General features: G+C 68.7%; 18 protein-coding genes and 1 pseudogene. 11 read left to right on the forward strand and 8 right to left on the reverse strand.

Going from position 1 to position 17,134, the window contains the following annotated elements:
• Window positions 1-94: 94 nt before the first annotated feature.
• The 5 genes from ACWEN0_RS43310 (at window position 95) to istB (ending at window position 5,836) form a co-directional block, all read left to right on the forward strand.
• Window positions 95-1,396, forward strand: a complete 1,302-nt coding sequence (locus ACWEN0_RS43310) for a PP2C family protein-serine/threonine phosphatase (protein ID WP_451986769.1) — start codon at window positions 95-97, stop codon at window positions 1,394-1,396.
• 160 nt (window positions 1,397-1,556) lie between these two features.
• A complete protein-coding gene (locus ACWEN0_RS43315) occupies window positions 1,557-1,730 on the forward strand; it encodes a hypothetical protein (RefSeq protein ID WP_451986771.1) in 174 nt (57 codons plus the stop codon).
• A gap of 85 nt (window positions 1,731-1,815) precedes the next feature.
• The gene (locus ACWEN0_RS43320; protein ID WP_451986889.1) at window positions 1,816-3,369 is read left to right on the forward strand and encodes an ISL3 family transposase; all 1,554 of its coding nucleotides are present in this window, start codon (window positions 1,816-1,818) and stop codon (window positions 3,367-3,369) included.
• 354 nt (window positions 3,370-3,723) lie between these two features.
• Entirely contained in the window at window positions 3,724-5,016 is a 1,293-nt protein-coding gene (locus ACWEN0_RS43325) for a Mu transposase domain-containing protein (RefSeq protein WP_451986773.1), read from the forward strand.
• 4 nt (window positions 5,017-5,020) lie between these two features.
• Entirely contained in the window at window positions 5,021-5,836 is an 816-nt protein-coding gene (gene istB, locus ACWEN0_RS43330; protein ID WP_451986775.1) for an IS21-like element helper ATPase IstB, read from the forward strand.
• Window positions 5,837-6,781: 945 nt separating this feature from the next.
• Here istB and ACWEN0_RS43335 read toward each other — a convergent pair.
• On the reverse strand, window positions 6,782-7,849 hold the full coding sequence (locus tag ACWEN0_RS43335) for a helix-turn-helix domain-containing protein (protein ID WP_451986777.1): 1,068 nt from the start codon (window positions 7,847-7,849) through the stop codon (window positions 6,782-6,784).
• Between the two features lie 247 nt (window positions 7,850-8,096).
• On the opposite strand from ACWEN0_RS43335, the gene ACWEN0_RS43340 reads away from it, so the two are divergent.
• The 3 genes from ACWEN0_RS43340 (at window position 8,097) to ACWEN0_RS43350 (ending at window position 9,878) form a co-directional block, all read left to right on the forward strand.
• A complete protein-coding gene (locus tag ACWEN0_RS43340) occupies window positions 8,097-8,459 on the forward strand; it encodes a hypothetical protein (RefSeq protein WP_451986779.1) in 363 nt (120 codons plus the stop codon).
• 25 nt (window positions 8,460-8,484) lie between these two features.
• Window positions 8,485-8,868, forward strand: a complete 384-nt coding sequence (locus tag ACWEN0_RS43345; protein ID WP_451986781.1) for a hypothetical protein — start codon at window positions 8,485-8,487, stop codon at window positions 8,866-8,868.
• Window positions 8,869-9,344: 476 nt separating this feature from the next.
• Window positions 9,345-9,878 (forward strand): hypothetical protein, encoded by a 534-nt coding sequence (locus tag ACWEN0_RS43350; protein ID WP_451986783.1) that lies wholly within the window; start codon window positions 9,345-9,347, stop codon window positions 9,876-9,878.
• A gap of 614 nt (window positions 9,879-10,492) precedes the next feature.
• On the opposite strand, the gene ACWEN0_RS43355 is transcribed toward ACWEN0_RS43350, so the two are convergent.
• From ACWEN0_RS43355 to ACWEN0_RS43375, 5 genes are all read right to left on the reverse strand, one after another.
• Window positions 10,493-10,687, reverse strand: a complete 195-nt coding sequence (locus ACWEN0_RS43355) for a transposase (RefSeq protein WP_451986891.1) — start codon at window positions 10,685-10,687, stop codon at window positions 10,493-10,495.
• 247 nt (window positions 10,688-10,934) lie between these two features.
• Window positions 10,935-11,126 carry a hypothetical protein gene (locus ACWEN0_RS43360; RefSeq protein ID WP_451986785.1) on the reverse strand — a complete coding sequence of 64 codons (192 nt, stop codon included), beginning with the start codon at window positions 11,124-11,126 and terminating at the stop codon, window positions 10,935-10,937.
• Complete coding sequence (locus ACWEN0_RS43365; protein WP_451986787.1) at window positions 11,119-11,673, reverse strand: ISL3 family transposase; 555 nt, start codon at window positions 11,671-11,673, stop codon at window positions 11,119-11,121. Before ACWEN0_RS43365 ends, ACWEN0_RS43360 begins: the two co-directional genes overlap by 8 nt.
• Before the next feature lie 19 nt (window positions 11,674-11,692).
• Complete coding sequence (locus ACWEN0_RS43370) at window positions 11,693-11,854, reverse strand: hypothetical protein (protein WP_451986789.1); 162 nt, start codon at window positions 11,852-11,854, stop codon at window positions 11,693-11,695.
• Between the two features lie 381 nt (window positions 11,855-12,235).
• Window positions 12,236-12,706, reverse strand: a complete 471-nt coding sequence (locus ACWEN0_RS43375) for a winged helix-turn-helix transcriptional regulator (protein WP_451986791.1) — start codon at window positions 12,704-12,706, stop codon at window positions 12,236-12,238.
• A gap of 54 nt (window positions 12,707-12,760) precedes the next feature.
• Between ACWEN0_RS43375 and ACWEN0_RS43380 the strand changes: the two genes are divergently transcribed.
• From ACWEN0_RS43380 to ACWEN0_RS43390, 3 genes are read left to right on the forward strand one after another with little or no spacing between them, the layout of a single operon-like run.
• Window positions 12,761-14,215: an MFS transporter gene (locus ACWEN0_RS43380; RefSeq protein ID WP_451986893.1), complete on the forward strand. Its 1,455-nt coding sequence runs from the start codon at window positions 12,761-12,763 to the stop codon at window positions 14,213-14,215.
• Window positions 14,208-14,738, forward strand: a complete 531-nt coding sequence (locus tag ACWEN0_RS43385) for a DUF4188 domain-containing protein (RefSeq protein ID WP_451986793.1) — start codon at window positions 14,208-14,210, stop codon at window positions 14,736-14,738. Before ACWEN0_RS43380 ends, ACWEN0_RS43385 begins: the two co-directional genes overlap by 8 nt.
• On the forward strand, window positions 14,735-15,562 hold the full coding sequence (locus tag ACWEN0_RS43390) for an SDR family NAD(P)-dependent oxidoreductase (protein WP_451986795.1): 828 nt from the start codon (window positions 14,735-14,737) through the stop codon (window positions 15,560-15,562). Before ACWEN0_RS43385 ends, ACWEN0_RS43390 begins: the two co-directional genes overlap by 4 nt.
• A 48-nt stretch (window positions 15,563-15,610) precedes the next feature.
• Here the strand turns inward: ACWEN0_RS43390 and ACWEN0_RS43395 are convergent, their stop codons facing one another.
• Both ACWEN0_RS43395 and ACWEN0_RS43400 read right to left on the reverse strand, forming a co-directional pair.
• Complete coding sequence (locus tag ACWEN0_RS43395) at window positions 15,611-15,742, reverse strand: hypothetical protein (RefSeq protein ID WP_451986797.1); 132 nt, start codon at window positions 15,740-15,742, stop codon at window positions 15,611-15,613.
• A gap of 261 nt (window positions 15,743-16,003) precedes the next feature.
• A pseudogene (locus ACWEN0_RS43400) lies at window positions 16,004-16,159 on the reverse strand (oxygenase MpaB family protein); the annotation flags it as partial.
• Between the last annotated feature and the right edge of the window lie 975 nt (window positions 16,160-17,134).

The raw sequence follows: 17,134 nt of genomic DNA on the forward strand, positions 1-17,134 counted from the left end.
CGAACACAGCAGTCCCAGCGGTGACGAGGCCGCGATCCTGGCCGGTCCAGGCCCGCGCGGTAGCTGTTGGCGCCGGGCAGAGATGATGGCAGACGTGAGCAACGCCGACAGGCAAGGCCGGCAACCCCAGCGGCCGAGCACCCACCCGCCCGAATCGGGGGCTACCGCGTTTCCGTCACGGGTGTCCGACGGTGTATCGCGCTCCGGAATCGGTTCTGTAACGAATGAGACCGGCTCCGCCCGCCCCTGGAGCCGGTTGCTGCTGGACCGCGCCCCATACGGCGTGCTGGTGATGCGCCTGGCCGGTCCGCCTCCGCCCGGGGGGCATGCGGACTTCCTCTGCCTTTACGCCAACCCGGCGGTGGCCGTCCAGACCGGCCTGACGGATCCGTCGGGCGACACCGTCGGCGAACGCCTGCCTGCCGACCAGTCCGAGCAGTGGAACGCGCTCTATGAGCAGGTGTGGCGCACCGGAGTCACGGTTCGTCGCGTGCAAAGCCTGGTCGAGACCGGCCGCGAACTCGAGATCGATGCTTTCGCCATCGACAGCGCCGATACCGATCTCGTCGAGCACATCGGTGGGGAGCCGGAGCGTCTGGTTGCGATGATCCTCACCGACATCACCTCGCGGACCGAGGATGAACGCGAGCACCGCCGCACCGCCGAAATCGCGCTCGCCCTGCAACACGCAATGCTCGACTCACGCCGCGAGCTGCCGGCGAATATCGCGGTGCGCTACCGCCCGGCCCACGACGAACTGGCCCGCCCCAGGAACGCTGCGCCGCTGCTGCTCGTCGGTGGCGACTTCCACGACGTGGTGCCCCTGCCCGGCGACCGATGCGCGCTGGTGGTCGGCGACGTCGTCGGGAAGGGACTCCAGGCCGCGACCGTGATGGGGCAGCTGCGCAGCGCAGCGCGAGTCCTGCTGTTGGACAACCGCGGGCCTGCTCAGGCTCTGACGTCCTTGGACACCTTTGCCGGAGACCTCGACGGCGCGTTCTGCACCACTGTTTTCTGCGCTGTGGTGCACCGGAGGACCGGGCACATCGACTACGCCTCGGCAGGGCACGTTCCGGCGCTGCTTAGCGAGCCGGGCGTTCCAGGCCACCGGCGCCTTGGTGAGGCGATGGGGCCGCCGCTGGGTGCGCCCACGCGCCGGGCACGCGGTCAAGCCGGCGCTCTGCTGTCGGCGGGCTCGCTGCTGCTGCTGTACACCGATGGTCTGGTCGAGGCCCGTGGTCGCTACATCGACGACGGGATCGATCGTGCCGGAGCACTGCTGGCCGACCTGCGGGAGCAAGACCTCGACACGGTCGCGGGGTCCTTGCTCGCTCTGACAGCGGAGACCTTCCGCTCCGACGACACTGCACTGCTGCTCTACCGGCAGTCGGCCTGACCGGTCGTGTGGTGCCCGGCCGTCGTGCAGCGTGATGCTGGTCTGCCGGGATTCGGCGACCAGACTCCGTATGGCTGCTCGACGCCGATGCGGTGAATGGCCGTGAGCGTGTCTTTGGCTTGCGCGATCACAGTGCGGGAGCGCGCATGGCGGTGGCGAGGTGCTCGCACTGTCCGGCGGCGTAGCGGGCCCCGTGGTCGCCGAAACCGAATACGTTGAGCGCACTGACGAGCGTTGTCGTCGCTTCGTGAAAACTGGTTCTGGCACGGTTTTCGTGATGGACCCCCATGTCTGGCCGGTTGGCCGGGGGTCGATCATGCTGCGGGTGCGCTGATCGTGATCTTGTTCGAGTCCTGTGGCCACATCTTGCTTCGGTGCAGGTGGAGGCGGTATCGGTGGCAGGCCAGGTTGTGCAGATCATGGCCGTGACCAGCGCTGCGACGGCTGGGTGCTCGGGCTGTGGAGCGGTGTCCGGCCGAGTCCATAGCCGCTACGTGCGGCAACTATCCGACACGGCCTCGTCGGGTCGCGAGGTGCTGATCCGGCTGCGGGTGCGCCGGCTGTTCTGCGACAACCCAGGGTGCGCGAAAACGACATTCGCTGAGCAGTTACCCGAGCTGACCAGCCGTTACGCACGCCGAACCTCGATCTTGCAGCAGGTGTTGTGCGCGGTCGCGTTGGCCTTGGGCGGCCGCGCCGGCGCACGATTGACCCGCCACCTGGCCGCCTCCGTCAGCCGAATGACATTGCTGCGCCTGGTCCGCGGCCTACCAGACCCAGAACCAAGCACGCCGCGAGTGCTCGGCGTGGACGACTTCGCACTGCGCCGCGGCCACCACTACGGCACCGTCCTCGTCGACGTCGAGTCCCGGCGCCCGATTGAAGTGCTGACCGACCGCACCGCAGCCACCCTCGCAAACTGGCTCCGCGCGCATCCAGGCGTGGAGATCATCTGCCGGGACCGGGCCGGCGCCTACGCCGAAGGGGCTCATGCCGGTGCCCCGGAGGCGCTGCAGGTGGCCGACAGGTGGCACGTCTGGCACAACTTGGCCGAGGCCGTCGAACGCACGGTTGCGCAGCACCGCAACGCATGGACCGTCGCCACGACCTCGGAAATCGACGGTGACATCCCGACTGACCAGGGTTCTCCTACCGGTGGGCACACGCGGCCGGAGAGTCAGAAGCGAGGCGAAGAGTCCCTTACGCCGGAGATGCGAACGGACCGCTGGGCGATACGCGCCCGCGAACGACACGCCGCAGTGCACGCCTTGCTCAACGACGGACTCGGGATCAAGGAAATCTGCCGGCGCCTGGAACTTGCGCGGGGCACCGTCCGGCGCTTCGCCCGAGCCGACACCGCTGAGGAACTGCTGACCAGCAACGGTACCGGCCGGCGTCCGAGCGTCCTGGATGAGTTCAAGCCCTACCTGCGCGAACGCTGGAACGCCGGCTGCACCAACGCGACCACGCTGTTCACCGAGATCACCGCGCGCGGCTATCGGGGCGGCCCGACTTTGGTCCGCCACTACCTGCACCAGTTCCGCGCTGCCAACCACATCCCGCAGCCACCAATGAAACCGCCTTCAGTCCGTCGTGTCGTCGGCTGGATCATGACCGACCCAGCGACCCTCGAACCGGCCGACCAGACGCGCCTCGACGCCATCCTCGCGGCCAGCGGCTCATTGACCACCTTGGCCGGCTATGTCCGCGGGTTCGCCCGAATGATGTGCTCGTTGCGAGGCAAGCATCTCGAGCAGTGGATGACCGCAGTCGAGGCAGACGACCTCCCCGCGCTGCGGTCGTTCGTCCGGGGGTTGCGCCGGGACCAGGACGCGGTCACCGCAGGTCTCACTCTGCCCTGGAACAGCGGCGTGGTCGAAGGCCACGTCAACCGGATCAAGATGCTCAAACGACAAATGTTCGGCCGCGCCAAACCCGACCTCCTCCGCAAACGCGTCCTCCTCGCCAACTAGCCGATCACGGAAAGCGTGCCAGAACCAAAGTTCCCGAAGCGTTGACAAGCCCTGTCAAGGACTTTGAGCCAGAGCCAGTATTCACTGGCCACGGACACCGGCAAGCCGGATGCTGGACGCCCCGAGCACGTCGACAACTTCTCGTGCAGCGCCCTGAACCGTGGAAGAACGTGCTGATCGCCAACGACTGCAGACCGACGTTCCCGGCCTATGATGGCGCTAAGCGATTCTCCTCAGAGTTACTAGATCAACTTCCTCAGGTATGTGTCCGTTCCGGCGTGGCATCCGCGCTGGTCATCGGCTTGCGGTGAGGGTTCGCGGTGTTGGTCACCGTGGACCGTTGCTGGAGGCCGGATGCTGTCCTGGGAGGAAGACGTGCAGGCGCAGGCGTTGCGTCAGCAGGGCTGGTCGATCTCGGCGATCGCCCGCCACCTGCAGGTGGACCGCAAGACGGTCCGCGCCTACCTGTCCGGCGAACGCGAGCCGGGCAAGCGGCGCCGGTCGCAGCCAACGCTGATCGAGCCCTTCCTCGAGTACTGCCGGCTGCGGCTGGCCGACGACCCGCACTTGTGGGCCTCGACCCTGTTCGACGAGCTACTCGAGCTCGGGTTCACCGGCTCCTACCCGGCGTTGACCGCGGCGATCCGAGCGCACCAGCTGCGCCCACACTGCCAGCCCTGCCAGGTCACCCGCGGCCGCGACGTCGCGATCATCGCCCACCCGCCCGGCGAGGAAACGCAATGGGACTGGGTGGAGCTGCCCGACCCGCCACCCGGCTGGGGCCTCGGCAAGCACGCACACCTGCTGGTCGGCGCCTTGGCGCACTCGAGCAAGTGGCGCGGCGTCCTGGCCGACGCCGAGGACTTCCCGCACCTGGTCGAGTCCCTCGACGCGGTGGTCCGCCGGCTGGGCGGGGTGACCCAGGTCTGGCGCTTCGACCGGATGGCCACGGTCTGCTACCCCGCCTCCGGCCGGATCACAGCCGCGTTTTCCCAGGTCGCGAAGCATTATGGGGTTCGGTCGGTGACGTGTCCGCCGCGGCGCGGGAACCGCAAAGGCGTGGTAGAGAAGGCCAACCACTCCGCCGCGCAACGCTGGTGGCGCACGCTGGCCGACGACACCACGCTCGAGCAGGCCCAGGCCGGCGTCGACCAGCTCGCCGCCGGCGAGCGGCTGCACCCGGCTCCGCCGGTCGCGTTCCCGGCCGAGTTCGACCTGGCTCGCATCGTCAGCCCGCAGGCCCTGGTCGAGTTCCGCGGCAACCGCTACTCGGTCCCGCCGGGGCTGGGCGGCAGCGAGGTTCACGTCCGGCACCGGCTCGGCGCCGAGCAGCTGCGCATCGTCACCGCCCGCGGCGCCACGGTCGCCCTCCACCACCGAGCCCCGGACGGCGCCGGGCGGGTGATCCGCGACGAGGGGCACGTGGTCGCGCTCGAGCACGCGGCGATGGCCGCGTTCAGCCATGAACGGCCCTGCACCCACAAGACCCGCCGACCGCCGTCGGCGGCGGCACTGGCCGAGGCAGCGAAGCTGCGCGGCCTGCCCGCGACGGGGCCCGCGGCCCACGTCGTGATCGACCTGTCCGCCTACGCCGCCACCGCAGCCCGGCTGGACAGAGCACCCACCCAAGAGTCCAAGGAGGACTGATCACGTGACCGGAACGCTTTCAGGGCCACAGATGAGCGAGGCCCGCCGCTACCAGCAACTGCGCGGCCACCTGTCCTATCTCAAGCTCGACACCGCCGCCGACGCGCTGCCGAGAGTGCTCGATCAAGCCCGCGCGGAGAACCTGTCCATGACCGCCGCACTCGAGCGGCTGCTGGAGATCGAGGTCAACGCCACCGAGGAACGCCGGCTCGCGGGCCGGTTGCGGTTCGCCTGCCTCCCGGATCCCTGGACGCTGGCGGACTTCGACTTCGCTGCCCAGCCCGGAGTCGACGAGAAGCTGATCCGTGACCTGGCCATGCTGCGGTTCCTCGATGATGCGTCGAACGTGTTGCTCGTCGGGCCGCCAGGGGTCGGCAAGACGATGCTCGCCACTGCGCTGGCCCGCGGCGCGGCCGAGGCCGGGAACCGGGTCTACTTCACCACGGCCGCCGATCTCGCGGCCAAGTGCCACAAGGCCGCGGTCGAGGGCCGCTGGTCGACATGCATGCGGTTCTTCGCCGGACCGAAGCTGCTCGTGATCGACGAGCTGGGCTATCTGCCGCTGCCCGGTGACGGCGCCTCGGCGCTGTTCCAGGTGATCAACCAGCGTTACCTCAAGTCCAGCACAATCTTGACGACAAATGTCGGGATCGCTGACTGGGCAACGGCTTTCGGTGACGCGACGGTCGCTGCAGCCATGCTCGACAGGCTACTGCACCGGGCCACCGTCGTCGGCATCGACGGCCCCTCCTACCGGTTGCGGTCGCATCAGTCCACATCGGACAAGCTGCGCCAGGCGATGAACGCTCATGTCTCCTGACACCTGCACCCAGACCATCGCCAAGATCTGCCGGGTCTGCTCCGAGCCGTTCATCGCTACCGGTCGCCAAGCCAGGAATCGGCTCTACTGCTCACCGCTCTGCAAACGCGCCGCCGCCGGACAACGCGCTACCGACCAAGTCACCTCCACCGGCTCGAGCAAGCCGGCGTCAGCGCCTGCGGCGCCGCCGCCCGGACCGGCTGCGCCGGTCCCGCTCACCGCGGCTCAACGCGACTGCCCGCACTGCGGCGGCCCGGTCACCATCGTCGCGCTGCTCACCACGCCCGAAGCCGCACGCCCGAGCATGCCCGTCGCCGCCTCGGACGGAGTGATCCCACTCCGACGCTGACACCAGCTAGAATCCACCAACCACCTGGGGAAGTTGATCAATCATCTCTGGGGAATTTCGCTTAGCGCCATCAGCCTAGCTCCCGGCCCTCTTGTCGGCGCTCCTGAAGTCACTCCGCAATCACTTTCTGCAACAGATGACGACGCTACGCATCTGACACTGTGCCGACACTCATGGACTCGACCCTGTCCGCCATCCCGGTGATCTGCGCTCGGGAAGCCCTGGCTCACCGCGTGGGCTGCCGCCGCCGGCGTGCAAGGCGACGATGGGGTCTCGGACGTCCGCTAAGGACTGCTGACCTGGTCGTCAGGTGCAGGACCTCGGGCAGGGGTACCGCGACAACGCCGGCCAAGAAAGCCGTCAACCGCGCCTTCGAAGGCAGGCTCGCCGACCGACTGCTGACTGCCAGGGCAAGTGATGCTCACGGGCGTCGTTTCATCGCGTCATGTGCGGCTACTCGCGCCCGTGACCACGAAACTACGCGTGGCACACGGAAGAACCAAGTTCAGTGGTGGTTCCGCCTGATGAAGAGGCAGTTCTCGGCCTCGCTCCGAATGCCGACTTACATCTGAGACTGGCGCGACCGCGATCCCGGGCTACCGGTTCTCCGGATGGTCGAACCTGAGTCCCTGGGCGGACAACGCATTGGCCAGAACCTGCAGCCCGCGGGCGGTGCGCGGGTCGTAGCCCGTCAGCGTGGCGATCCGGTTGAGGCGGTGCGTCAGCGTTCGGCGGTTGATGTGGAGCGCGGCAGCCGTCGCTGTCCGGTCGAGGTTGTGAGTAATCAAAGCGCGCAGCGTGGCTTCGAGGTCAGGGTTAGGGGCAATGGCGGCCCAGGGGGTGCTCAAGGCAGTCGCGAAGGTCGGATCAGTGAGGAGATGGCGCTCCAGGATGAGGTCGGAAGGGAGCAGCAGGGATGCTGCAGAGGGGACGACGGCGGCGGCACGGGCGGCGCGGACTGCCTCGTCGAAGGCCGCGGGTATGTCAGCCGCGGTGGCTGCCCAGCAGCCTCCTGCGGTGACAGCGCCGAGGCACTCGCGGACCGTCTCTTCGGCGGAGACACGGGAGGGCTCGGCCAGGGCCAGCAGCACGCTCCCTTCCGGACGGCTGGTTGTCGGCAAGTCCGACGGCCCCGGAAGTCCTTTCGGCGCGACTGCGACCAGCCAGGGGCGCTTGTCGTCCGATCGAGCTCCGGTGAGCAGTTCGTCGGCGAGCAAGCGCCGTGCTCGCTCGTGCTCGCCGGTATTCGCGTAAAGCCGGTGGTAGGACTCGGCGGCGTACCTGCGGACCTGACGCTGGTGGATCTCGGCGAACGAGGTCAGGGCCATCAGTTCCACAGCGTCGTCGTCGGCGGCCCGGGCCCAGGCAGAGCGAAGGACGCGGGTAACGCAGAAATCCAGTACTCGCTGCTGTACTGACAGGGGAACACCGCGTTGGCCGGCGTCGGAGAAGTATCCGGGCCAGAAGTCCGCGTCGGCCCCATGCCCGTTGCCCGATCGTGTGCCGGCGAGTACTTCGTCCAGGCCGAAGACGATCGCGCGCAATCCGCGCTCCCGGTCACGGCCCGGGATGCCCACGAGGACGGGAACGTGGTCCTCGCACCGGCTGAGGACTTGGTCGCAGTCGACGAGAAGCGTCGTGCCCAGAGCTGCGAGGATTCCCACTGGTCCACCTCCGCCTGTGACGGTTGCGCTCTTCCTCGGATCATCCTAAGTCGTTGACGGGCCCGGCGCGATCTTGGTTGAAAGACCCCAGGTGGGACAACGTAGACCGCGCGTTGTCCCACCTGGGGCGTTCCGGTACGCGACATCGACCACCGAGAATCGAAAGCGCTTGACGGCGTGGGGTGATTGTGAGGGAAGCACTGACCGACCCACGTCATTCACCACCCATCGCTCTGAGGGGATTTCGATGAGAGTCTCTGCCGCGATCGCGGCTCTGGCCGTGCTGAGTACGGCCACTACGGCCGGGGTCACGGACATGAACCCGGCGACCGCCAACTGTTACTCCCAGTCCGACACGCCTTACTTGTTCAACGCCAGCACAGTCCGATCAAGCGGACAGAGCACCTGCGGCGTGCAGTACACATTCGTCATCGAATACCGGTCCACCGTGAACGCGGAGTGGCAAAACGTGACGACCAGTCTTGTGCCCAACGGCGCGGGTGGCCTCTTCGCCTACTCAACTCCGGCGCGCACCGGCTACTACCGCTCGTCGATCAACCACAGCGGCGCCGCGACCACCTACAGCCCGGACGTCTATCTCGTCGCCTGACCGCGGCCGAGTTTGAGGAGTTTCCGTGAAGACTTTCGCCAGAACAGCGATCATCGCCACCGCAGCACTCAGCGCCCTCGCCGGCGCCTCCGTCGCCGCGGTACCCGCGAACGCCGACGTGATCATCGGCTGCTACTCCGAAGCAAACCCGCCGCAGCCTTTCGGTCCGGGCACGGCCCGCGCCTACGGGGAGACCACCTGCGGCGTCCAGAGCAGCTTCGTCATCGAATACCGCGCGAACACCTGGGACCCGTGGGTCAACGTCACGACCAGCCACAGCCCGGGAAACGGCTACTACCAGTACGCCTACGGCAGCCCGGTGCCCTCGGGCTACTTCCGCTCCTCGATCAACCACATGCAGGGCATCACGACCTACAGCCAGGACGTCTACCTGACCATCTCAGCCTGAGGAACTTCGACCACTGCGAGAGGCCGAGCACCGTGCAGAACTTTTCCACTGTCGTAGTTGCCGGTTTGGCCGCCGTCTGCTTAGTCGGCACCGCCACGACAGCGGCCGCGACGCCTATTGCGCCCGCAGTCGTCGATCAGGTGTTCGTGGGCAGCTCCTCAGCGGGTGACTCGAGCGACGTCCCGAGTGCCGAGCAGCGTGCCTATTAGGCGGCCAACGCCAACCTGAACTGGTACGCCAGCACGAACGGCGCCACGTGCACCGAGAAATCCACGGCGTTCACCGTCGTGCCGGCGACGTACGGCTCCTACGACGTGACCGCGACATTGACCGCCATCTGCGGTCGGTGAGTGGCGCTGCCGACCGCTGGTAAGCGAATGACAACTGCTGAGTCTTCAGCATCCGGTGCCGTAGTAGGCGTGCCGGTTGACCAACTGGGAAATACAGGAGGATATGTCGTGTCAAAGGTTTCGCGTGTGACAGCTGCACTGCTGAGTGGCGCCGCGATCGCGGCATGCGTCGCCGGAGTGCAGACGACCGTGCTGGCGGGGACGGCCGCCGCGGGACAGTGTGCGTCGGGTACCGCATTGTCGATCATCAACCAGGGACGAACGGCCTTCTGGGGCTACCACGAAAGTGGTGTTGCCGACAGCGCGACCGCCAACGACAACATCAACCAGGCGGCGTCCGGCCTACCGGCCCAGCGCAGCAATTACGGCACCGCCCCGGGTGGTTCGGTGTGCCTGTCCGAATCGATGCTCACCGGCATGTATTACGTGGGCTCCGCCTATCGGCTGACCATCAACGAGATCGCCGGCGGCTCTCACACCGCCGGCTCCCGCCACTACGACGGTGTCGCCTTCGACATCGCGGCCATAAACGGGACCTACGTGGACGCGTCCAACCCCTATTACCAGCAGGTCATGCAAAGCTGCCGGAACAACGGCGCCAGCCTCGTCCTCGGCCCTGGCGACGCAGGCCACGACACCCACCTACACTGCGAATGGTGACCTTCAACCAGCCAGCCCAGGAGCGCCGGAGGTAATACTCGATCCTGGAGATCGAGAGCACCGGGGAGGTCCGCAGCCGACGCAGGCTGGCCACGTGACGGAACCCGTCGAGGGCAACGTCTACGTGGTCAGCTCCCTGGCCGCCATCGTCCGGTGTCATCGTTCGAATGAGCAAGCCCGCCGACAGCCGCGGCGCCCTGCCGGCCGCGACCGACATCGTGGCGGACCCGCTCATCGTCCAGCCTCCGCCGCCGGAACCGCCGCGGACCATCGGCGTCTAGACCCGGCGGGTGACCGTCGCAAGGTCGGAGCTCGAGGTCACCCGCCACGTGGGTGGCTACCGTTTCAAGTACCAAACGACCTTTTCCAGGCCGCGAGCCACACGACGCTCGCGGTCCAACTGCACGCACCCCTGGCGGCTCACCTCATCGGATCAGGTCGTGACGTGGCGGGAAGCGATGTCCGCCCATCCGGAGAAACAATATCCGCCAGCCCGGAGAACCCAAGTCCGCCCATCTGGAGATCAAGGGCACTGGCTCAAAGTCCTTGACAGGGCTCAGTTTCCGAGGAGGATGCGGCGCCGGAGTGAGGTCGAAGCCGGCGCGGCCGAACATTTACCGCTTGATGGTTTTGATCTTGCAGACGGCGCCTTCGACAGCGCCGCTGCTGTAGGCGAGGGTCAGTCCGTTGCGGACGGCGTCGTAGTCCTCGAGCAGCCCAGCAGCGATACCCTGCAGTTGAGCGATGCCGCTGTTGCGGGCTTTGGTGATCCACGTGTCCAGGTGCTGGCCGTGGAGGTCGCGTATCATCCCGCCGAAGTCGGCGACGGGTTGGTCGACCGCGCGCAGGATGGGCCGCGTTCCGGGATTCGCGCGAGATCGACTTGTTCCTGGGCGGCGCGATCGGCCGCGGGGCGGATGATCCAGCCGGTGACCTGCCGTGGTTTCGGTGTGGTCGTGGCGACGGTGGCGTGACGCTGTCGCGCCAGGTCTGGATGAATCGACGAACCGTTCGTTCGCTGCCACGGCAGCAGCCGGCCCGCAGTTCCTGGGTGAGCTAGGCGGCGTTGGTGCAGCCGCCCTGCCAGCGCCGGATCAGGAATCCGCTATGCGCGTCGAGGTCCCTTCCGCGCCTGGCCACCTGCGTCAGCATTTCGTCGGCGGTCTCTGTCCGCGCGTAGCGTCGCACGGTCTTGTCGTCCCGGTTGAGCGCCTTGCTGATGGCTGTGATTCCGATGCCTTTATCCAACAAAGCATGAACTTCTGTGTGTCGCTGGCGAGTCGGCGGTCCGCCGACCCTCGGCTGGCTCCAGGCTCGGCGGTTCGGGCTGGGTCACGGCCTCGGCGGCGGGCCGGTCACGCGGGCACTTGCGGTGGACGCGCGCGACCTTGTCGACGACGTCGGTGAGGTTGTAGCGCAGGTGGAACCGGTCGGCAATCCGGATGGCGTCGGGTCCGCCGAGCCGGGCGCCTTCGGCGTAGCTGCCGGCGCGGCCACGGCCGATCACTGCGGCGCCAGGATGGGCCCGCAACCAGGCGGCGAACGTGTCGCTGAGCCGGTCGGGTGGCACGTCGATCGGCCGGTGGGTACCCATGTCGATCAGGATCGTGCCGTAGTAGTGGCCGCGGCGGAACGCGAAGTCGTCGACGCCGACGACGGACGGGTTGCCGGGTTCGGGCAACGGAAGTGCCCTGATCAGCCGCAGCAGAGTCGAGCGGAATACCTCGGTTGCCAGCTGCCGGGTCAGCCGATGACCGGCCCTGCCGCCCAGCGCCAGCGCGATCTTCTCCAGCATCCTGCGCAGCAACGGGCTCCTACGGGCGTGTGCGACGGTGACGCCCGCGACCTGCTCGGCAAAAGGTCCGCTTCGCGCAGTTGGTTTCGTCGCAGAAGAACCGCCGCACCAGCAGCCGGATCACGGTCTCCTGCCCACCGACCGCCGGGTCAGCGAGGCAACGCTGGAAGCGGCTCTGCACCTGGCCGGATCGGACACCGCACCCGGAACAGGCAGCGTCGGTATGAAGGACGCGCGCATGCAGTTCGAGCCGTACTACTCGCCGAACAACCTGATCGATGGTTAACGGAGCGAGGTGAGGAAACAACGTCTTCAGACCGTGATCGTCGCACCACCAACATGATCGACTACACCACCGACCCGCCAGTCACCGGGCTGCCCGTCACGGACTTTGAGCCAGAGCCAGATCAAGAAGACCGTTGACAGCTTCCCCTGCCCCAGGAGGGCAATTGGCGACGCCGACGCACATCTTCGCTCCGGCTGTTCGCACCGCTCCACACCGCCGCGGCGGAATATGACGTATACATGGCTTCTGGCGGGGTCCGGCCGGCTCGACCTGCGCTCATCCGGACCGGGGGCGCCCGGGCGCCCCCGGTCCGGGTTCGGAGTCGACGTCGTTGGCACTCAGGTCGGATCCGCATTTGCCGCAGGTGAAGTGCGCTTCGACCGGGCCTCCGCAGCCGTGGTGGCGCAGCAGGCGGGGCGGGCCGGCGGGTTCGGGGTAGTAGGCGTCACCCCACCACAGCAGGTGAGCGATCACCGGCGCCAGAGCCTGGCCCTTGTCGGTGAGGTGATAGGCGAAGCGTTCCGGCCGCTGTTGATAGGCGGACCGTTCGAGGACTCCTTCGTCGACCAGGTGACGCAGACGCTGGCTGAGCACGGTGCGCGTGACCCCCAGGCTCTCGATCAGCTCGTCGAACCGGTGCAGACCCAGCTGTACGTCGCGGAGCACCAGCAGGGTCCAGCGCTCTCCCACCACTTCCAGCGCACGGGAGATCGAGCAGGTCTGGTCGGCGTAGTCACGTCCCAACATGTCCGAAAGTATAAGTCGCGTGACGCGACTGAGTCGTCTACAGTCAGTCGCGTGATGCAACCCACTTCGCGGCGGCCACCGCCCGCCGCCCCCGATTCCGCGGGAGCCGACCGGCGACGCTGGCTGGTCCTGGCCGTGACCGCGGTCGCGGTCTTCATGAGCTTCCTCGACGTCACCATCGTCAACATCGCCTTCCCGAGCCTGCGCGCCGACTTCGCCGGCTCCTCCGTCCCGCTGCTGTCGTGGGTCATCAACGGCTACGGTGTCGTGTTCGCGGCCACCCTCGTCCCGGCCGGGCGGCTCGCCGACCGGGTCGGGCGGCGACTGCTGTTCCTGGGCGGGATCGTGGTCTTCGTCCTCGCCTCGGCCGTGTGCGGGCTCGCGCCCGCCCCCGGGGTGCTGATCGCCGCGCGGGTGGTCCAGGCCGTCGGCGCCGCCGCGGTCGTGCCGACCTCGCTCGCGCTGCTGGTCCCGGAATTCCCGCTCTCCCAGCGCGCCACCGCGACCGCGATCTGGGGCGCGATGGGAGCCGTGGCGGCCGCGACGGGACCCGCGCTCGGCGGCGCGCTGGTCGCCTGGGCGGACTGGCGGCTGGTCTTCTTCGTCAACGTCCCGATCGGCATCGCCGCGCTCGCCCCGGCACGGCGGCTGCTGGCCGAGACCCGCGAAGGACGGTCCGCGCGTTCGCCGGACTGGTGGGGCGCGGTGTTGCTGGCCTCGGACGCCAGCGCGCTGGCACTGGCACTCGTGCAAGGACCGGCCTGGCGCTGGAGCGACATCCGGACCCTCGCGACCTTCGCTGCCTCCGCTGTCCTGCTGGGGCTGTTCGTCCGGCGATGTCGCCGGCATCCGGCACCGATCATCGAGCTCGGCATGTTCCGGATCCGGTCCTTCGCGGTGGCGAACCTCGGCACCGTCGTCTTCGCGCTGGGCTTCTACGCCCTGCTGCTGGGCAACGTCCTGTTCCTCACCGGGATCTGGCACTACGACATCGGCCTGGCCGGCGCGGCCCTGACCCCCGGCGCGGTCACCGCCGCACTGGTCGCTCCCGTCGGCGGACGCCTGGCCGACCGGTTCGGGCAGCGAGTGGTCGCCGTGCCCGGCGGGCTGCTCTTCGCCGGCGGCACCGCGTTCCTCGCGACCACGGCCACGGCGACCTCCGACTACGCAGGCCACTTCCTGCCCGGAATCCTGGCCACCGGCGCCGGGATCGGGCTGTCGATCTCCTCCTTCGGCTCCGCCGCGGTCGCCGAGCTGCCCCGGCAACGGCTGGCCACCGGCAGCGCGATCACCGCGAGCTTCCGGCAGATCGGCGCCGTCCTCGGCATCGCCGTCCTGCTCGCCGTCCTCACCCCGGCCTCGGCCGCGGCGCTCGCGTCGTTCCACCGCGCCTGGTGGGTCATGGCCGCCGCCGGCCTCGCGGCCGCCGCGTGCGGTCTCGCCCTGGGACGTGTCCGGGCCCGCGACACCACCATGCCCACAACTGCGGAAGGACCCGGCCATGACTGACATCAAGCGCGGGCGCTTCACCGCCCATCCGGACCCCGAACACCACAACGGCCTGGTCCTGTTCCACATCGGCATGCGGATCAACCGGCTGCGCTCCCCGCACACCTGGCTGCCCGTCCTGCTGGCCATGCCCCGGATGCTGCGCGAACTGTCCGCCCACCCCGAACTCGGGCTGCTCAGCTTCGAGGTCTTCCGATCCGGACGGACATTCCTGGTCGTGCAGTACTGGAAAGACTTCGCCTCCCTCACCGCCTGGGCCCGCGCGGCCGACGCACCGCACCTGCCCGCCTGGCGCGCCTACAACCGCGCCGTACGCCACAGCGACGCCGCCGGCGTCTACCACGAATCCTTCGTCATCGGCGACCACGGCTGCGAAGCCGTCTACGTCGACATGCCGGTCATCGGCCTGGCCCGCGCCACCCGGCACGTCCCCATCGCCACCCGCGGCCAGTCCGCCGCACACCGCATGAACCCGACCGTCCCGGACGTACCCGCCACCACTCCCGCCGAGGTGCCCGCATGAACCACCGCGACCGGCTCCACCACCGCTACGGGCCCCGCGCCCTGGTCACCGGCGCGTCATCGGGCATCGGGCGCGCCATCGCCACCGAGCTCGCCGCCGCCGGGTTCGACCTGGTCCTCGCCGCCCGCCGAGCGCCCGCACTGGACGAACTCGCCGCTGGATTCACGGCCGCACACGGCATCGACGTCCGGGTCCTGCCCGTCGACCTGGCCACCGCGACCGGGGCCGACGAGCTGATCGCGAAGACGGCCGGAACCGACATCGGCCTCTACGTCGCCGCCGCCGGAGTCGGCACGTCCGGCCTCTTCCTGGACGCCGACCTCGAGCAGGAGCAGCACATGCTGCGCCTCAACTGCGAATCCGTCCTGACCACCAGCCTCGCGTTCGGACAGCGCATGACCGAACGGAGCCGAGGCGGGATGATCCTGATGAGCTCGATCGTCGGCTTTCAGGGCATGCCCAACGCAGCCCACTATGCGGCCACGAAAGCCTACGTGCAGACCCTCGCCGAAGCGCTGCACGTCGAACTGCGCTCCCATGGCGTCGATGTGCTGGCCGCCGCCCCAGGCCCGACACACAGCGAGTTCGCCGAGCACGCCGGCATGACGATGGGCATCGCGCTCGCACCCGAGACCGTCGCCCACGGCATCCTGCGCGCTCTGGGCCGCCGACCGACCGCGCTGCCCGGCCTGCTCAGCCGAGGGCTGAAGGACGTGATGATCCCGCTCCCCCGCCGGACCCGGGTCCGGATCATGGGCTCGGTCATGGCGGGCATGACCCGCCGAGGAACGACACCGGCTCCCGCCGACGAAGCCCTTTCCTGATCGCCGTCGTGGGCCGGGCCTGGCGGACAGCCGCGATTCCGGCCGCGCTCAGGCCGCGGTGATCGCCCAGCAGACGACCTTCACCAGGCTGTGCCCGGCAAGCCGGACGACTGTCGCTTCGGCCACCGGCAGCCACGGCAGGCGCAGGTGCAGTCGCGTGCAATCCGGGAGTATCGCCACCGCCGAGACCCCCAGCGCTGCGTAGGGAAGCCTCGCCGGCCACGAAATCAGCGGGCGAACAGCAGGAAGCGAGCGGCCTGCCGGGCATCCGGGGTGCGGTGCAGCTCAGGCCGGCGCGTCGTGGAGCCCGGCTCGGGCCACCGGCGGGTCGAGGGCGCCGAACTCGCGGGCGATCACGGCCGTCTCGGCGACGTACCGGTCACGCCACGCCTCGTCGAGGGACCGCGGCCCCTTGCAGCTGATGGGCGCGCAGGAAGCTGTCTACTTCGGCGATGTGCGTCCATAAGAGCTGATGGGATCGCAAGCCCGGTGGGCACGCCCATCCGGGGACACTCCCTGCACCCGCCGATGGACATAGCGCACGGTCCCGACCGCGCGTTGGGCGTCCTCGGCCGCGCCGAAGGTCGTCACGGCGAGAAAGGTGCTGGTGCTCTACGGCCGCCCCTTCGGGTGGCCGCGACAACCGGAATGCGCGGCCACCGCCGCCATCGCCGGCGGGTGCCGGGACTGCAGCATCGCGCAGGGACCACCGACGAACGTGGCCGTGTCCCCGCGAACCCGCCGGATCGCGCTGTGCAGCCCGAACCAGCGCTTCGCGGGCGCGCCGTGAACGCGTGCGCGGTTGCGCGGCCGATGCGCTCGAGGCCATTCCGGTGACCAGCAGTGGCCTGTCCACAGAGCCGGCCACCTCGATCGCCGTGGACCTCTTCGCCGACGCGGGTCGACGCGCGTGGCGGGCAGCCAGAGGCGGCTGGCGAGTTGACCTTGGCACACGAGGGGGGCCTGACGAGCACGCCTTGACTGCGGTTTGCCTGCCGGGAGGGACGAAATCACGCCGAATGGTCCGTTGTGGACTTGCCCGCCGCCGGAGCAGACCGGGCTGACCGTCGCGCAGTCGATGCTGCTGGGCTCGTTCGACCAATCCGGCACCGGGGCAAGCGGCTAGCTCACCGTCCTCTTGCGACACCTGGGAACGGCTCTGCCCCGGCACGCGGGAATCGCCCGGACAGTCACAGTGACACTCCTCGGCCGCGACCAGCTCCGCGACCGGATCACGCCGCTGGGCGCCGGTGGCTCGGGGCACGTGGTGCTGCGGCGGCCGGTCGACTCGCCTGGTCCGCCTCACCCACCGGCTCCCCGCGCCGAACCCGCACCTCTACGCTTGTCCCAGCCGCAGGGAAGTCTTCGGCATCGCCGCGGTCGACGTCATGGGCGATCCGCCTCAGGCCCGGCGCCGGGGACTTCCGGACGTGACACCCGTCGTCAGCCGCTTAGGCATCCACGAGGTCGCGGGCCGGTTCTCCGCCGTTCACCAGCGCACCGCGGCACAGCCGTTCCCGGGCTCGCGATGACGTCTACGCCGCACACACTCCGCTGCACGGTGCCGAGAGC

The sequence above is a fragment of the Amycolatopsis sp. NPDC004378 genome (assembly GCF_053602455.1).